Origin of the sequence: Roseibium algicola (assembly GCF_001999245.1) — a bacterium.
Classification (GTDB): domain Bacteria; phylum Pseudomonadota; class Alphaproteobacteria; order Rhizobiales; family Stappiaceae; genus Roseibium; species Roseibium algicola.
In genome coordinates this window covers 190,584-207,104 of the sequence record NZ_CP019631.1, presented here as the reverse complement: position 1 = coordinate 207,104, position 16,521 = coordinate 190,584, and the positions used below count along the sequence as shown (strand labels likewise).

The 16,521-nt window shown below is 58.4% G+C and carries 18 protein-coding genes; 7 read left to right on the top strand and 11 right to left on the bottom strand.

Features of this window, described 5'->3' with window-relative positions; all coding sequences use genetic code 11:
• The first annotated feature begins 3 nt into the window (after positions 1 to 3).
• Positions 4 to 582 (top strand): cytochrome c oxidase subunit 3 family protein, encoded by a 579-nt coding sequence (locus B0E33_RS29245; protein WP_077294189.1) that lies wholly within the window; start codon positions 4 to 6, stop codon positions 580 to 582.
• Positions 583 to 588: 6 nt separating this feature from the next.
• Complete coding sequence (locus tag B0E33_RS29240; RefSeq protein WP_077294186.1) at positions 589 to 861, top strand: hypothetical protein; 273 nt, start codon at positions 589 to 591, stop codon at positions 859 to 861.
• Here the strand turns inward: B0E33_RS29240 and B0E33_RS29235 are convergent.
• Together B0E33_RS29235 and B0E33_RS29230 are read right to left on the bottom strand one after the other, a co-directional pair.
• On the bottom strand, positions 851 to 1,408 hold the full coding sequence (locus B0E33_RS29235) for a DUF4202 domain-containing protein (protein ID WP_077294599.1): 558 nt from the start codon (positions 1,406 to 1,408) through the stop codon (positions 851 to 853). The two genes, B0E33_RS29240 and B0E33_RS29235, sit on opposite strands and share 11 nt — an antisense overlap.
• A 5-nt stretch (positions 1,409 to 1,413) precedes the next feature.
• The gene (locus B0E33_RS29230; protein ID WP_023001484.1) at positions 1,414 to 2,118 is read right to left on the bottom strand and encodes a Crp/Fnr family transcriptional regulator; all 705 of its coding nucleotides are present in this window, start codon (positions 2,116 to 2,118) and stop codon (positions 1,414 to 1,416) included.
• Between the two features lie 171 nt (positions 2,119 to 2,289).
• Between B0E33_RS29230 and hemA the strand changes: the two genes are divergently transcribed.
• Positions 2,290 to 3,513: a 5-aminolevulinate synthase gene (gene hemA, locus B0E33_RS29225; protein ID WP_077294183.1), complete on the top strand. Its 1,224-nt coding sequence runs from the start codon at positions 2,290 to 2,292 to the stop codon at positions 3,511 to 3,513.
• A gap of 216 nt (positions 3,514 to 3,729) precedes the next feature.
• Positions 3,730 to 4,113 carry a c-type cytochrome gene (locus B0E33_RS29220; RefSeq protein WP_023001486.1) on the top strand — a complete coding sequence of 128 codons (384 nt, stop codon included), beginning with the start codon at positions 3,730 to 3,732 and terminating at the stop codon, positions 4,111 to 4,113.
• Positions 4,114 to 4,196: 83 nt separating this feature from the next.
• Here B0E33_RS29220 and B0E33_RS29215 read toward each other — a convergent pair whose 3' ends face one another.
• Positions 4,197 to 4,817, bottom strand: coding sequence for a gamma carbonic anhydrase family protein (locus B0E33_RS29215; protein ID WP_077294180.1), 621 nt, complete (start codon positions 4,815 to 4,817; stop codon positions 4,197 to 4,199).
• Positions 4,814 to 5,332 (bottom strand): MarR family winged helix-turn-helix transcriptional regulator, encoded by a 519-nt coding sequence (locus tag B0E33_RS29210; RefSeq protein ID WP_077294177.1) that lies wholly within the window; start codon positions 5,330 to 5,332, stop codon positions 4,814 to 4,816. The genes B0E33_RS29215 and B0E33_RS29210 overlap by 4 nt, the downstream gene beginning before the upstream one ends.
• 1,610 nt (positions 5,333 to 6,942) lie before the next feature.
• Between B0E33_RS29210 and B0E33_RS29205 the strand changes: the two genes are divergently transcribed.
• Entirely contained in the window at positions 6,943 to 8,049 is a 1,107-nt protein-coding gene (locus tag B0E33_RS29205) for a glycosyltransferase family 4 protein (protein WP_077294174.1), read from the top strand.
• A gap of 135 nt (positions 8,050 to 8,184) precedes the next feature.
• Here the strand turns inward: B0E33_RS29205 and B0E33_RS29200 are convergent, their stop codons facing one another.
• Entirely contained in the window at positions 8,185 to 8,757 is a 573-nt protein-coding gene (locus tag B0E33_RS29200; protein WP_077294172.1) for a TetR/AcrR family transcriptional regulator, read from the bottom strand.
• A gap of 111 nt (positions 8,758 to 8,868) precedes the next feature.
• Between B0E33_RS29200 and B0E33_RS29195 the strand changes: the two genes are divergently transcribed.
• Together B0E33_RS29195 and B0E33_RS29190 are read left to right on the top strand one after the other, a co-directional pair.
• Positions 8,869 to 10,059, top strand: coding sequence for an acetyl-CoA C-acyltransferase (locus B0E33_RS29195; protein WP_077294169.1), 1,191 nt, complete (start codon positions 8,869 to 8,871; stop codon positions 10,057 to 10,059).
• 69 nt (positions 10,060 to 10,128) lie between these two features.
• A complete protein-coding gene (locus tag B0E33_RS29190) occupies positions 10,129 to 10,701 on the top strand; it encodes a carboxymuconolactone decarboxylase family protein (protein WP_077294167.1) in 573 nt (190 codons plus the stop codon).
• A 73-nt stretch (positions 10,702 to 10,774) separates the two neighbouring features.
• Here the strand turns inward: B0E33_RS29190 and B0E33_RS29185 are convergent, their stop codons facing one another.
• The 6 genes from B0E33_RS29185 to B0E33_RS29160 all read right to left on the bottom strand — a co-directional run bounded on the left by B0E33_RS29185 (position 10,775) and on the right by B0E33_RS29160 (position 16,426).
• The gene (locus B0E33_RS29185) at positions 10,775 to 11,293 is read right to left on the bottom strand and encodes a GreA/GreB family elongation factor (RefSeq protein WP_077294164.1); all 519 of its coding nucleotides are present in this window, start codon (positions 11,291 to 11,293) and stop codon (positions 10,775 to 10,777) included.
• A 183-nt stretch (positions 11,294 to 11,476) separates the two neighbouring features.
• Positions 11,477 to 11,923, bottom strand: a complete 447-nt coding sequence (rnk, locus tag B0E33_RS29180) for a nucleoside diphosphate kinase regulator (protein WP_077294161.1) — start codon at positions 11,921 to 11,923, stop codon at positions 11,477 to 11,479.
• A 352-nt stretch (positions 11,924 to 12,275) separates the two neighbouring features.
• A complete protein-coding gene (locus B0E33_RS29175) occupies positions 12,276 to 12,956 on the bottom strand; it encodes an SGNH/GDSL hydrolase family protein (RefSeq protein WP_077294158.1) in 681 nt (226 codons plus the stop codon).
• 29 nt (positions 12,957 to 12,985) lie between these two features.
• Complete coding sequence (locus B0E33_RS29170; protein WP_023001496.1) at positions 12,986 to 13,942, bottom strand: ABC transporter permease; 957 nt, start codon at positions 13,940 to 13,942, stop codon at positions 12,986 to 12,988.
• Positions 13,943 to 13,944: 2 nt separating this feature from the next.
• A complete protein-coding gene (locus B0E33_RS29165) occupies positions 13,945 to 14,907 on the bottom strand; it encodes an ABC transporter permease (protein ID WP_077294156.1) in 963 nt (320 codons plus the stop codon).
• A 25-nt stretch (positions 14,908 to 14,932) separates the two neighbouring features.
• Positions 14,933 to 16,426 (bottom strand): sugar ABC transporter ATP-binding protein, encoded by a 1,494-nt coding sequence (locus B0E33_RS29160; protein WP_077294153.1) that lies wholly within the window; start codon positions 16,424 to 16,426, stop codon positions 14,933 to 14,935.
• Positions 16,427 to 16,521 lie beyond the last annotated feature (95 nt).

Sequence of the window (16,521 nt, the reverse complement as noted above, 5' to 3'; positions counted from 1 at the left end):
CTGATGCACGCTCCGTCACCGAAGCCGGATCAAGACGGCGACGCCGGCATCCTCGACGAGTTGCCCGGGGAACTGATGATGTGGGTGCTCATCGTCAGTGAATTGCTGGTGTTCGGTGCCGGTCTTGCTGCCTTCATGGGCGTGCGAATATCCGATCCGGCTGGCTTTGCTGCCGCAAGAGCTCATCTCGACCCGGCGCTTGCGGGCATCAATACGATCGTTCTGATCACCAGTGGTTTTCTGGCGGCCAGAAGCCTGGAGCTTCGGCTTGCGATGAAACGCACCGCGGCGCGTTTGCACCTCACAGGTGCCATGGCCCTCGGCGGCGTGTTCCTCGCCATCAAGATACAGGAATATGCGGTCAAGGTAGAGCAAGGGATCTCCACGGAGACCCATCCCTTCTTCACCTTCTACTACCTGCTCACCGGGTTTCACGCGGCTCATGTGCTTGCCGGTATCGTCGTGCTGGGTCTGGTTGCCTGGAAAGACGAACCACGTACCATCGAAACAGGCACCGCCTTCTGGCATATGGTCGATCTCATCTGGGTTCTGCTGTTTCCGGTGATCTATGTCCTGGGATAGCGAACGATGACCCTTCCCTCCGTCACGCTTGCGTGGATTGCGCTATTGGGCCTGTCGGCCGCTACCGTTCTGGTGACTACAGGCGGAACCGGTCATTTCAGCCCGGCTCTTTTCGGCGGACTGCTGTTGCTGCTGGCCTTCATCAAGGCACGGATCATCCTGTCCCGATATCTCGGGTTGTGGCAGGCGCCTGCCTGGCTGTCAGGCTTCAGCTGGGTGATCGGGTTCTTTTGCCTGCTGTTGCTGGTGCTTTACGTGGCACCGGGGCTCAGTCTCTGAAAGCTTCGGCAAGCTGCTTTGGAAGATCGAATTCGGCAAGCACCCGGGCCCGTCCCTCCTCCGACATCTTCCGTGCCGTTTTCTGCACGATATCGAGCACCTTGCTGTCCTCGTGTTTGGCGGCAAATGGCGCGAAATACCATTTCAGGAACACAAAACAGATCACGTTTTCCAGCGCCTGCACGTCCGCGTCCCGCTTGAGGCCTTCCTTGCGCAGCATCTTCGCCGCCGCCTCGATCTCCTCCGGTGAATAGCCCGCGCCCGCCATGATTTCACCGACCCGGTCCGCGTGGTGACGGGCCTGATCCCGGCGCCAGGCGTGATAGCCGGCCTTGCCTTCCGGGTAGGACTGGCGCGGAGTGATCCAGCGCTCGATGTGCTGGCCCCTGGCCGCAATCTTCAACGGATCGGTCGCCTCCGGGTAGAGCCGTTCCAGCTCTTCGCTCATCCGTTGCCCATATAGAAGAGCCGCAGGCTTGCCGTCTTCCTGGTTGGGGTCGGCCGCGTTCGCGGTGTCGATGGCCGTCAAGGCAATGTCCAGTTTCATCATGGTCACCCCTTGGTCCAGGCATCCACCGGATCTTCTTCGGAGAAGGCCCGAAGCCGCTCGATATCCTTGATTTCCGCATGATTTCGATTGATGCGGACCCCAGCAGATTTCAACCGCGCAAAAGACCGCGACAGGCTTTCCGGCTTCATGCCGAGACGGCCGGCGATCAGGAACTTGTCGTAAGGCAGGGTTACCTCGCAGCTACCGCTTTCCTGCTCGCACAATTCCAGCAAGAACTCGGCAACCCTTTGCGGTCCGGTTTGCGCCTTCAACTGTTCCAGCTGCGAAACGAGAGAATGCAGGTGAATGAAGGTCGATGCCACAACCGACACGGCAATGTCCGGGTCCTTGCGCATGGCTTCCAGGATGGCCGTGCTGGGTATGCGCATCACTTCGCAGGCGGTTACCGCTTCCGCCGAAACCGGATAGGCAAGCCCGCGGAACGCGACCGCTTCACCGAAGCTTTCGCCCTTGGCAAAGACATTCACGACCGCTTCGCCTCCATTGGGCGCGATCCGGTAAAGCTTGACCCAGCCGTCCATGACGATGTGGATAGCCTGGGCTGTCTCACCATGCAGGAACAACGTCTCACCGCGGTCATATGTCCGCCAGCTCGACATGCCGAGCACCATGTCTCGGATCTCCTGCGGGAAGCTTTTCAGAAGCAGGGAGTTCTGGGCAATTTTCCGCTGGCGGTCGGTCGGCATCGATGAAGGTCCTGGGCAAGTGATATGCAAGAACGTCTAGCCCGACCTGGTGACTTTGCACAATAGCAAGCGCGGACCATCGACGGATTCTTGCCTTTCTTGACTATTGTCATTCAGCCTGCCCCGCCCCGCAACTAGCGTCTACCGGACACTTGAGAAAGCGGGGACGTCATGGACTATCAAGCCTTTTTCAAAAGCCGTCTTGCAGACCTGAAGCATGACGGAAACTACCGCGTCTTCATCGACCTTCAGCGTAAACGCGGCAATTTTCCGGAAGCGAAGTGGACCAGCGGAGAGAGCACCAAAGATGTCGCCATCTGGTGCTCGAACGATTACCTCGGCATGGGGCAGCATCCTAAGGTTCTGGCAGCCCTGCACGAGGCGGTCGACCGCTGCGGAGCCGGGGCAGGCGGAACCAGAAACATTTCCGGCACGACACACGATCACGTGCTGCTGGAAGCCGAACTCGCCGATCTGCATGGCAAGGAAGCCGCCCTGGTGTTTACATCCGGTTACGTCTCCAACTGGGCGGCGCTCGGTACGCTCGCCTCGCAGATCCCCGACTGCATCGTTTTTTCCGACAGCCTGAACCACGCTTCGATGATCGAGGGAATACGCCACTCGCGCGCCGAAAAGGTGATCTGGAAACACAACAACCTCGAAGACCTGGAAGCCAAATTGCGGGCTGCCGACCCGGCAAAGCCGAAGCTGATCGCTTTTGAAAGCGTCTACTCCATGGATGGGGATATCGCGCCGATTTCGCAGATCTGCGATCTTGCAGACCGATTTGGCGCCATGACCTACTTGGACGAGGTCCATGCCGTGGGCCTTTATGGGCCGCGCGGTGGCGGTATTGCAGAACAGGAAGGTGTAATGGACCGCCTGACCGTCATCGAAGGCACCCTTGGCAAGGCCTTCGGCGTTGTCGGAGGATATATCGCAGCGTCTGTCGAACTTTGCGATTTCGTGCGTAGTTTTGCCAGCGGCTTCATCTTCACCACAGCCCTTCCCCCCGCCATCGCGGCTGCCGCAACGGCGTCCATCAGACATCTGAAGGAAAGTTCGGTGGAACGGGAAGCCCACAAGGCCATCGTCGCCAAGGTTCGGCGGCGTCTCGATACGCTCGGCATTCCACATGTCGACAATCCCAGCCACATCATACCGGTGATCGTCGGCAATCCGGCCAAGTGCAAATTCCTGTCGGACACGCTCCTGGAGGATTTCGGCATCTACATCCAGCCGATCAACTACCCGACCGTTCCAAAGGGAACCGAGAGGCTTCGGATTACCCCGTCGCCGGTTCACACATCCGGGGATGTCGACCGGCTGGTCTGCGCGCTTCATTCGCTTTGGTCGCAATGCCAGCTGGCAAGACAGCCCGTTGCCGCCGAATAGCCGGAGGCTCGCTTGACGGATGTCAAGGATGTGAAAGGCGATCACCGGCTTTCTGGCCTCGCACCCTCACCATGACCTCGTCCGTCCGACAATGAGGCCTGGGGACGGACCGGTCAGGCCGGGCAAACTAGGTTTGCCCGGCCACCACGAAAACCCACCGCGGCCGTCCGCCGGCCGTATCGTCGGCAAAGTGCCGGCAACAGGAAAGGAAACATCATGAGAAAGACACTCACCTGCCTTGTCACGCTTGCGGGTCTCTTCGCAGCGGCTCCTGCCTGGGCTGACGGCGACGCTGCTGCAGGCGAAAAGATCTTCAAGAAATGCCAGGCCTGCCATGCTGTCGGCGACGGGGCCAAGAACAAGGTTGGCCCGGCGCTCAACGGGATTGTCGGCGCACCTGCAGGCCAGGTCGAAGGCTATAAATATTCCGCCAGCATGACTGAAAAGGCTGACGGCGGACTGGTCTGGGACGAAGAAACCCTGACGGCCTATCTGCACAAGCCAAAGGAAGTCGTCCCCAAGACAAAGATGTCCTTCGCCGGGCTGCGCAAGGACGAGGAAATTGAGAACGTCATCGCCTACCTGAAGACGTTTCAATAAGCGGACTGCAACGGGCACACCGGGCTCGCGCCGTTAACTCAGGCGCGGTCCGGTCGTGGCCTACCCGTCGGTAATTCCTGGGCTCAAAGGCCAGGCACACTAGGCGCACCGGCCACGGTTACCTGGCGTTCCCCCAGGCTTTCCGAAAGCCGTTGGGTGATGGTTTTCATCACGTCGGGAGCGTTTCTGTCGACGCCATAGACAAACCCCGGAAAGTCGAGCGGCTTCTGGATTGTCCAGATGGCTTCATGCTGGTCTGCCGACAGGATCCGGGCCGGGTCACCGACAGCGACCCATCCGATCGGAACGGTCGATCCGGGTTCCAGCCGCGTGCGAAGGTGAACCGTGCCGTTGACGCGAACCTCCGACCCGTGCCCCACCTGCGCTCCATGGAAAACGGCAGCTCCGGTTGCGATGAAGACTTCATCCTCGATTTCCGCGCCGACAACATGAGTGTTCGGGCCGATCAGACAATGATCTCCGATTTTGCAATCGTGACGGGACGTTGCGCGGATCACGGCGTTTTCGAGCACGATACAATTTCGGCCGACACGGATTGTGCTGCCGCCTTCCGCCACCAGCCGGGCACCATTCATGATCCTGCTGCCTGCACAGATCCTGACATCGCCCGCAACCGTTGCGTCGGGCGCAACCCATGCATCCGGATCGATGAAAGGTGAGGCGTTTCCTTCAGACGTGCTCATAGCCGCTCCTGCGCTTTCTCGATTTCGCTTGCCTTGCAGCCAATCGGGCAAACATCGGCGCTGCACAGGTTATGCTCGCACAGCCGGCAAGTTGTTCTGGCAAAGGATCGCGATGTCGTCGCCTCTTCAAGAACCCTGTCCAGCAGCAAAACGAACCGGTTCCGGTCTGTCTCGGGCAAGGCGCCAAGCAAACCGTCCAAAGCGGCCAGCCGGCGCCGCTGCAACGCTTCGGCCTCATCGTGACCGGCCTTTGTCAGGCTGAGCGGGGTTACGCGTCCTATCTGCTCGCCGCGCTTGATCAACGCCTGTCGTTCCAGCCCGTCTATCAACCTGACGGCAGTCGGTTGACTGACGCCGACGACCGTTGCGATTTCGCTCGTCGTCAACCCGGGCTTGAAGTGAAGCATCGACAGAACGGCCGCAGCGCTTGGCGACAATGCTCCCAGCGCCGCATCTGTCCGGTCGCGGATCAAAGTGCCGAGGGCACCCAGTTTGTTGGCGTCCAATAATTGCATAGCCTATGCATATATTAATTTCTCTCCTTGTCAACGTCCATGTCCGCCTCCGTCAATACAAACTCTTCGCGCTCATTACGCTACGCAAGATCCGATGCGCTGGAACAAGAAACGCCTGAAGGGTGCCCGCAAAAAATCTTCTCATTTCGAAGAATTCAAAAAGGCAATACCTCGGAAGCTTCTTCTTGTGTCCACTCCGAAGGCATGTCGGACAGTTTGAAACGCAAACCTTGGATGCAATTTCGTGCCGAATGGAGTGTCAGCTGGCTGCTGTGACGTTTCGATAAAAACAGGGCCTTCCCGCTTTGTCTGTATTCGACGAACGAGTTGCGAATACACTTTCCGGGAAATTCTGAAACCTGACTATTCAGTACGTGTCTTGTTTCACAAGCCTGACAAAGTCTAGCGCCTCGATAAATTGACCTAGGTATTGCGATATCTGATGTAAATCATTTTCTTCACCCAATTCACATCAATAATTATTCTTGAATTACTGCAAGCTTCGCATTGTCAAACTAAAGATTATTGCGTTCCTGGAGATCAATCGCGTTGACGAACTTTGCGATTAAAAGGTCTCAAGCCTCTCGGAAAAACTTTCGACATTCAAAGCTTTCCCTGCGTAGCGTTAATGGTGTATTATTTGTTAATATAGGGCGGATGGCTGATTATCATTTTTTTCTTCGCTCCTGTGCGGCTAGTTCAGGTAGTGGGTTGGGCAACCTGACAGCACATTGAGGGAAGTGGCATCGTCCGATCTGCGAGCATGGAGAGTGCTCGTAGAAATATGCGCAAGACCACGTTTGGAATGGCAGCTATTGCAATTTGATTTTGGAAAATTCCCTAAAGGAAAATGACATAAACACGGAAGGTTCTATTTCAATTTAGAAAATAAAAAAGCTTAGGCAACACAAAAAGATCCCAAAAGTAGTTGCTTCCTGATTGATAAGGAATGCCAACCATACGGTTGGTGGCAACGCTATATTTTTTTACAGTGTATTTCTCGGTGGATATTCTTTTTACATCTCATCAAGGGCACGCGAAATCCACCTTCAGGGTAATACGTCCTGTAAATCTATAGCTATAGATACTTCATACAAGAATAAATTTCGCTTCCAATTGAATATGGTGGGGTGACATGGGCAAGCTACATAGTAAATTTATCGGTCAATTATCCGTTGAAACGTTCCCTTTAAGACGTCAAGCCAGAATTACGCGGACGAATGGAAGGGGACACACCAAAACTGCAGCGGAAGTCACGCTTGATACGGCCCGGCTTGATGGCTCCGCGTCGGCAGTGACCCTCGGCAACGGCATTCACTGGGGTATCGCCGCCCTGCATGAGTGCGCGCGGAGACATGGTGCGACCTCCGAGATCCATAGTCCCGTCGAGCAAAACAGGACCTGCATTTCGGTCTTCCATTCTTCAAATCATCACTAAAAGCCGATCCGAAGGGAAGCGTTACAATGACGCCAAAGCTTACCCGTATGATCATCGTCGACGAGCATCAAGTGATGGTTGCTGGAGGCCGGGGCCACATCGCACAATCAGAGACTAATAGGCATCCGGCACCGAAAGGCTTCACCAGCCCCGCAGCGAGAAAGGATCCGTAATGCGTGTTGTGTTTGTTCTTGCGGGCCTCGGAGCAGGCGGTGCTGAAAAAGTCGTCAACCTGCTGGCGCACCACCGCCTTGCCGCTGGCGACGATGTACATGTGATCGCCCTGAATGCGACCGATTCCACCTCTTATTTTTCCTATGACCCCAGGATTCAGGTCGAAGGGCTAAGCCGCACCGGCAAAAATTCTCGGCATTTTGTCACCATGCAACGGGTAAAGGATCTGCGCAGGCGCTTTGCAAGGATCAGACCGGATATGGTCGTCTCCTTCCTGACCAAGATCAACGTCATCACGGTCCTTGCGACCGCAGGTACCGGTACGCCAACGATCATATCCGAACGCAACAATTTTGATGTTCAGCAAATGAGCCGCTTCTGGCGCTGGTCTCGGCCGATGGCGGCCTTTGCAGCGACCAGTGTCGTCGTCATGACGGAGCGCGCGCGTGCAAGACAACCCGCCCGCGTTCGCAAAAAAACCATCGTTATCCCAAATCCGGTCACGCCGCTGCCGCGCGCCTTGCCGCGGCCCGATGCGGGTCGCAGGGTGGTCGCGGTAGGACGGCTCGACCGGCAGAAAGGCTTTGATATCCTCATCGCCAGCTTTGCCCAGGTTGTGGAGCGCGTCCCTGATGCGGTGTTGACGATCTATGGCGAAGGGCCGGAGCGGTCCGCACTCGAAAAGCAGATTTCCGACCTCGGACTGCAGGAAGTCGTCCGTCTTTCGGGTGTCACGCAAGTTCCTGGCGAATGGGTATCACCCGGCGACGTATTTGCCCTGAGTTCACGCTTCGAAGGTTTCGCGAATGTCGTCCTCGAGGCAATGTCGAGCGGGATGGCCGTTGTGTCCGTCGACTGCCCGTGGGGTCCCAGCGAAATCGTGCAGGACGGAACCACCGGTCTGCTCGTGCCGATGGGTAGCAAGGAGGCACTTGCTACGGCGATCACTCGGGTCCTTACCGACCCTGAGCTGCGCGGATCTTTTTGCGAGGCCGGCCCACCTTCGCTGGACCGCTTTTCCACGGCAACCGTCCTGGCCAAATGGGATGAGACAATTTCTCAAGCCGCAGGCCGTCCTCCATTGACGGTTTTTGCCGATGCTTGACATGAGGTTCATTGGCACCAAAACGACCATGTATGCCAATTTCCGGTTTCACCTTATTGCCGTGCCGCCCTTGAGCACAAAACAGGTCTCACACACCACAACGCTGAAAAGGCGCATGAGACGCCGGGGCATTGCCTATTTCAAGCGTCCAGGCCGTGGTTCCAGAATCGCGCAATCGAGAACTTCCTGGCTTAACGCCCCCTCCCCGACAGCCCGTGACAGGACAAGTGCCCCGACCATGCCGGTGATCAGCCGAATTGCCTCGCAGCGGGACTGGGCACTTTCGGCGCGGGTGTCGGTCAGCAGGGTGATGGATTTCTCAACGGCTTCACAAAACGCATCCTGAAGATACTTGCCGTGACGCGGGGCTTCGGCCGCCAACGCGGCATAAGCGCAACCTGCGTCACGCCGGTCGACATGTTCCCGGGATAGATACCAGCGTCGTAGAGCGTTCAAAGGGTCGTCCTGGTGTCCTTCAACAACGGATTGCCAGGCGACGAGATTTTCGTCCAGCGCCTGCTGCGTTGCTTCGGTGATGATGGCGTCCTTGTCGGCAAATTGCTTGTAGAAGCCACCCTGCGTCAGCCCGGCAGCTTTCATCAGTCCTGCGATACCGATCCCGTCATAACCGTGTTCCCGGAACTGTCTGCTCGCGGTTTTCACGACGTTCTCGCGGTTTCTGGCTGCCGTTTCCCTGCTGACACGCATTTCCACCTCCGTTGGCTGTTGGAATCGTAATTCGGATTACGATCCAAATCTATTCTTGATTTTATAAATTATGATCATAATCTAATTTTGGAAGCCAACCAGGAGGTACCCATGAGCGAACCCGATCCGATCGTTATCTGCGCCGCCAGACGCACACCGCTAGGTGCTTTCATGGGGGCCTTGAGCCCCGTAGCAGCTGCCAAGCTCGCCGCGGCAGCGATTGGAGCAGCACTTGAAGATGCGCAGGCTGGGCGAGACTCGATCAGTGAAGTTCTGATGGGCTGCGTTCTTTCTGCCGGTCAGGGACAGGCTCCGGCCCGGCAGGCGGCCCGTGCTGCAGGTCTTTCCGACCACACGGGCGCAACCACACTCAACAAGGTTTGCGGCTCCGGCATGAAGGCGATCATGCTCGCACACGATCTCCTGATTTCCCGATCGGCAGACATCGTCGTTGCAGGCGGCATGGAATCGATGTCGAACGCACCCTTCCTGTTGCCGCAAATGCGCGCGGGTCGAAAGTTCGGCAGCAGCGAGGTACTTGACCACATGATGCACGACGGCCTGGAGGATGCCTATGAGGCCGGCCGGCCGATGGGGTCTTTCGGAGAAGCGGCCGCTGAAAAATACGGTTTCACTCGTGCCGACCAGGACGCCTTTGCCCAGGAAACGCTCGTCCGTGCGCAAAAGGCGGTGACCGGCGGTGCCTTCCGGGATGAAATCGTCCCTCTTGAGGTCGCAGGCCGCAAAAGCACGGTCACTATCGAGGACGACGAAATCCCGGGACGGGTCGATCCGGAAAAAATCCCGAGGCTTCGCCCGGCTTTTTCTGATAACGGCACCATCACAGCTGCCAGTGCCTCGGCCAATGCGGACGGTGCCGCGGCACTGGTTCTGACCCGCAAGAGCTATGCGCAAGCCAACGGACTGCCGGTATTAGCAATCGTGCGTGGCCACGCGACCCATTCGCAGGACCCGGCCTGGTACACGACCGCGCCCATCCCGGCGATCCTCAAACTACTGGATCGCACCGGCTGGTCTGCCGATGACGTCGACCTCTGGGAGATTAACGAAGCCTTCGCGGTGGTCGCAATGGCTGCCGCACATGACATCGGCATTCCGCGCGAGAAGCTGAACGTCAACGGCGGCGCCTGCGCGCTCGGCCACCCGATCGGCGCGACCGGTGCCCGTCTGGTTGTTACGCTCATTCATGCCTTGAAAGCACGTGGAGCCCAGCGCGGCGTTGCAGCGCTGTGCATCGGCGGCGGCGAAGCCACCGCGCTGGCCATCGAACTCTCCGCCTGAACACTTTTGAACGCGCAGGACTAACGGCAGCGCATTCCCCCGCTTTCAAACTGACAAGAGACAATCTTCATGACCGAATTTGAAATCCACACGGCACAAACGGCGCCGGATCGCAGCAAACCCTTGCTCGAACAAACAAAGGCTACGTTCGGCGTCGTGCCCAACCTCCATGCGGTCATGGCGGAAGCTCCGGGCCTGCTGGAAGGGTATCTGGTTCTTCATCGGCTTTTTCTGGAAAGCAGCTTCACGGACGAGGAAAAAACAGTTGTCTGGCAGACGATAAACGTCGAGCACGATTGCCATTACTGCGTCCCCTCCCACACCGGCATCGCAAAACGCATGGGCGTTGATGATGCGGTCTCGGACGCCTTGCGCAACGAAACGTCATTGCCGACGCCCAGGCTTGAGGCGCTTCGCCGGTTCACGCTGCAGATGGTTCGCGAGCGTGGATCGGTCGGCGACCGGCATGTGGAGGCGTTTCTGGCTGCCGGTTTCACCAGCCGGCAGGTTCTCGAAGTCGTGCTTGCCATTTCCCAGAAGGTGATGAGCAATTACACCAACAAGCTGGCCGATACGCCGATCGAGCCGTACTTCGAGCAATTCGCCTGGCAACGCACACCATCAGCAGAGCTGGTCAGCTGAGAAGGTGACGAGCGAAACCTATTCCCCGCTGTCGCCCGGCGTATGGCGCCGGGTGACAGCGGGTCGTGCATATTTACCGGTGCAAGTGAACGAGATTGCTCTCGGGGTCTTCATCCGAGCTGTGAACAAGATGCAGAAATGGCCTGCCTTGCCGTCTGGCGGATATCGGACCTTGCGGTACATCCAAGCGAACACCACCCATGGCTTCGGGTTGGTAGGCAACCCCGATCACCGTAAGTGTCCTGCTCTTACGACCGAAACCAGTGAGGTCAATGCTTTGCTTTTCCGACATGCCAAGCAAGGCCATTCCCGTTGTCGTCGTGATCGGCAAGGTCAGGCCGACAAGACTGTCGGCTTCATCGGGAATGACCACCCTTGTGTCGGGTGCATGATCGTCCACCTGGAAGGTCACGCGGCTGTTCATGGTGACGACGTTCACCGGGATCTCCGATGAGGGCACTACGTGGGCTTGCGCCAATTTCCGGCGCAGCAGGGAAACAAACGGCGTATTGGTTCGCGGGCATTGCGACACCATCCTTGTCAGGGTCGCGTAGTCCTTGTTCGTGAAGATAAACTGCTTTGGTTCGCGCATGCGGTGTCTCCTTCGGCCCCGCTTTGGCGAAGGCCGGTGTTGGAACTGGTTTCAGCTTCAAGACTGTTCCCCCTGTCCGGCCGTCTCGGGTGCGAGAGACCGGCAGGGGCTAAGTTCCTGCGAGAAGACTGCCTGCGTGATCCAGGAAACGGGGTTTGTGAAACGGCGAGCCGGAAGTCATGACTAACCGCGATCCAGGCACTGCAGCTCCAAACCTCCACCGACGAGCGGCGGCTGGCTGACCGACACGACGGTTAGGCGATGCCGGCGTCCGTCGTTTGCACACCAGGTGATCGACTGACCCGCGGAAAGGCCAATGAGGGCGGTGCCGATGGGTGTCAGGATGGAAATCCTGCCGTTTGCGATATCCGCGTCGCCCGGAAAGACCAGCTGCAGGGTCTTTTCGTCCGTAGCGTCGGTTCGGAACCGGACGACGGAACCCATTCTCACACTATCGGCAGGCAACGCCCCGTCTGGGACGAGTCTGGCCCGGCTCAATTCGGTCAGGAGATCCTCCGTGACACTTGGCAATCGTGTTTCAAACGAGGAAGCGAGGCCTTCCAGCCGTTCATAGTCGGTTGTGCCGATGACGATGTCAGGCTTCGAAGCAAAATCAGTCGGTTCGCGCATAAAGTCCCCCTTGCCGGGTGCCTTCAGGCACCAATGGACGGATCACGTCCGGACGGCGGAGTTAAGTCTCAAGATGTGGTGATTTGTGCGCTTCGATGATTTCGACCGGCAGGACCGGTTCCTGTTGCATCATCTCAAGTGTTTACCCCGAGGCTCGGGGCGCATGACAGCCGAGCCGGGGGCTACTCTCCCGCTTTGGGGATAGCTCTGAAATCTCGTTTGTAGCTGGTCGCGGCGGCTTTGTTCATGACGGGATAGTTGCGAAGAATTTCATGCAAAGTCAAGCCGCCCGCACATGCTTTGGCTACACTGGCGGGCGGCAAGGAGAGTTGTCAGGTCTGAACCAGGAGTATCAAGCCGCTTCTGCCTGCTGCCGGTCCAGGATCTCACGAACCTTACCGGCAATGGCCTTGCCCAGGTCGATGTTGTTCTGGGCCGTGAAATGAATGCCGTCGCAGCCGTCCGTGGTGATGTGGTCCGCTGCGCTGAGGAAATCGACCTTCATGAAATCGGCCATGTTCCGGTATTGCTCGGCCAGCGCCGCCGACTTTTCATGGGCCCCGCCAAACATGCCCTGGAAATAGGGATGCGGCATAGGCGTCAGGGGCGGCGGTGCAACGACAAGGCACTTTGGCGCTGGATAAGGCGTGCCGATGCCGCCACCACTTGTCAGCACCTGCCCGACCAGCTTCGACATGCCATAGGCAATGTCATAGGGCGTGCGATTGAAGAACGGCTTGGTGTCGTTGGTTCCCAGAAGGATGATCGCCAGATCCAGCGGCAAATGGCTGGCCAGGGCCGACGGCAGGTACTGGCTGCCGTTCAGACGGGGATCGTTGGGATCATCGGCGCTCGTCGTGCGGGCACTGAGGCCTTCTTCGATAATCCGGTACCCTTCGCCCAGCTCGGCGGCCATTGCCCCCGTCCAGCGCTGTTCATAAGGGTAGCGCATTGTCGGGGCGCCTTCGACGACGGGGATCCAGCCCCAGGTCAGCGAATCCCCAAAGCAAAGTATCGACTTTTCGTTTGCCATTGTTTCCTCCTCAAATTTTACGGAAAGGCTCAATTGGATCTGGACGTTCTGATGCCGTAGAAGATGGCGGCGAGCAGGATGATCAGCCCCTGGGCAATGAGCTTGCCCGGGTCATCGATGCCGAAGGTGGTCATCACCACGAACAAGAGGGCGAAGGACAGGACACCGAAGAACGGGCCCCAGACACCGCCTTCACCCCGGCCGAAGACGACCCCGCCGAGAATGGTTGCAGCCACTGCCAGGATAGGCAGATCGAGCCCAACCCGGACACTGCCAACCGCGATGGAGGCGGTTTGCACCAGGGCTGCAACAGCTGCGATGAAACCGGCCAGCGTGTGGGCAAGAATGACGGTCCGCTCGACCGGTACCCCTGAAAAATGTGCGGCTTCCGGGTTCTCGCCGACCGAAGTGACATATCTGCCGAATACCGTCTTTGAGAGAAACAACGCCATCACCACGGTCAGGGCGAACCAGAACAGCACCGGAACCGGGGCCGGGCCCCATTTGATGTTGTAGATGTCGTTCAGGTAGGACGGCACGTCGCCCGGTGGTTTGCCGCTTGAAAGATACTGCACGAACCCGACCAGGATGATGCTGACCGCCAGTGTGACGATAACCGCAGAAACCCGGCGCTTGCCAATCATCCAGCCGTTGAAGAGACCGATCGCGGTACCGGTTGCCAGACTGAGCCCGATGAAGAACGGCATCGACGCCCCGGGAAAGATACCCGAGGAAATGAAGTAGTTGACCAACAGGATGATGCCACCGCCGGAAAGGTCGATGCTCTTCACGCGCATCACCAGCAACTGCGCCAGTACCAGCACGCCGAGCGGCGCCACCTGGCGAATGAAGATGCCCATGATATTGGCGTTGAGCATGTGCGGCCTGGCAATCCAGAGCGTGATCAGCAGGATGGCGAACACGTAGTACGCCGGCGGAACACGCAGCAGGCGCTGCAGGAAAGGATGCTTCACGATCGCAGACATGATCAAAGCCCTATCTTCTTGCGGGTCTGGAGCCCCACGACCAGGAGCAGGAGACCGCCCTTGATCGCGGTCTGGATGAAGGGCGACACGTTGGTGAGGTTCATGCCGTTGGACAGGAGCGCCAGGACCAGTGCCCCGATCACCGTGCCTTGCAGGCTGCCGATACCGCCGGAGAGCTGTGTTCCGCCGACGGCGACGGCGGTAATCGCATCCAGTTCGAACAAGAGACCGACATTGGGATCGCCCGAAACAATCCGGCCGGCCAGGAAGACACCGGCAAGGGCCGCAAAACACGAACAGGCGACATAGGCGAGCAGGATGTTGCGACGATCCGGAACGCCGAAATTGCGCGCAGCATCCGGCGTGCCGTTTGCAACTCCGCCGCCGATCGCAAACAGATGCAGGCCGAAGCGCGATCCATGCAGCAGTTTCCAGGCCACCAGAACCACCGCGACACCCCAGAACACCGGCATCGGCACTCCGAGAAACGTGCCGCCGACCGACTGGATGACGATATCGGGCACGGTGCCTCCGGAAACCGGACGCAGGATGCGCGTGATGCCCAGAATGACATACTGCATAGCCAGCGTTGCGATGATCGGGTGGACATTCAGCCGGGTGATCACAAGGCCGTTGCTGAGGCCAACCAATACGGCGAACAGGAAAACCGCCGGTATCGTCACGTAGCCCGGCGCATCAAGCGCCAGAATGGCCGTCGTGAAGCTGATGAGGGAACCCACCGACAGATCGAGGCCGCCCACCACGACCACAAACATCTGGCCAATGGCCGTGATGACCAGCGGCATCGCCTGGGCAATCAGGTTGAAGAGGTTTTCAGAACCGAGGAACTGGTCTGTGCGAAGGCCGAGATAAATGCTGATGGCGATGGCGATCAGCAAGGGTAGCATCCACAAACCCTGCCGGCCTTTCGGCTGCGTCAATCTCGCGAGAAATGCTTGTGTCATGATCACTTCAATCTTGTGGGCAGGGTCAGGCGCTCAAGGCAGCGTTCAGGATCAGGTGCTCCGTTGCGGTTTCGGCGGGGAGCTCCGCGACAATGGCCTTGCCATGGACGACATAAATGCGGTCGCACAGGCCGATGAGCTCAATTGTCTCGCGGGAAAGAACCAGAACCGCGCCACCCTCGTCCGCAAAGCTGCGCAACAGCTTGTAGATTTCCGCCTTCGCTCCGATGTCGACGCCCCGGGTCGGTTCTTCGATGAGCAGCAGATCGAGACCGGCCGCCAGGTAGCGCCCCAGGAGCACCTTCTGCTGGTTGCCACCCGAAAGCGTGCCGACCGGCGCGGATGGACCGGACGCCTTGATGTTCATGCTGGCCATCGTCTCGGCAATGGCCTTGCGATAATCGTACGCGATGGAGAGTTCGCCATGCACGGCAGACAGACCGACGGCAATGTTGTGGGCGATGGAAAGCCCAAGGAAGAGCCCCTCTTCCTTCCGGTCTTCGGGAACGAAACCGACTTTTCTTGCCTGGAGCTGCCGGATGCCCGATGCCTTCGGCGCGGGGAGTGGCAAGATCTTGCCCTTGATGGAGGCGGTGCCTGTCGAAGCCGGGTAAAGCCCGGCGAGCGATCTCAGCAATTGCTGTTGCCCCTGCCCTTCCAGTCCAGCGAGGGCGACGATCTCGCCTTTGTTGACATGAAGGGACAGCGGTGTGCTGCCCGGATCGATCCTGAAGTCTTCAAGGTCGAGGACGGTTTCTGTTGACGCTTTTCCGCGTGCTGGAAAGAGGTCCTGCAGTTCGCGGCCGACCATCAGGGCAATGAGGCTGTCCGGCGTCATGCCGCTCAGGGGCCGCGTTGCGACCAGCTTGCCGTCCTTGAGAACCGTCACCGTGTCGCAGATGCCGAATATCTCGTCCATGCGGTGTGAAATATAGACAATCGCCTTGCCTTCATCGCGCAAGCGCCTGATCTGCGCATTCATCACCTCGACATCGGCCGCATTCAGCGCGGCTGTCGGTTCGTCCAGAATGAACACCGAGGCATCCGCCTTGATACCATGGGCAATTTCAACGAACTGGCGCTCCGCAATCGACAGCTCGGAAACCAGAATATCGGGGTTCAACTCCAGCCCCAACGCGGCAAGGGCCTTGCGGGTTTCGCGCCGCATCCTTGCCCTGTCGACCGTTCCGAATGCTGTTACCGGCTCGCGGCCAAGGAACATGTTTTCCGCAATTGTCAGGTTGGCGAGGAGAGACAGCTCCTGAAACACGGTCGATATGCCTGCTTCAAGAGCTTCCCTCGGCGTCTCGAAACCAGCTTTCCGCCCCTCGCGGAAGATCTCCCCGCTGTCGGGCTGGTGGACACCGGCCAGGATCTTCATCAGCGTCGACTTGCCGGCACCGTTCTCACCCATCAGGGCATGGACCGTGCCGGGCATGAGCTTGAGTGACACACCGTCGACTGCTTTGCTTCCGCCGAACGATTTGGAAATGTTCGACATTTCAACGAGGCAAGTCATTGCCTTCTCCCCCGGATCATATTCTGGATCTTTGCTGTCGGTGACCAGCCGGTGCGCGGAACTGCAGCACCGGCTGGCCGTCCGGCCTCGGGAGG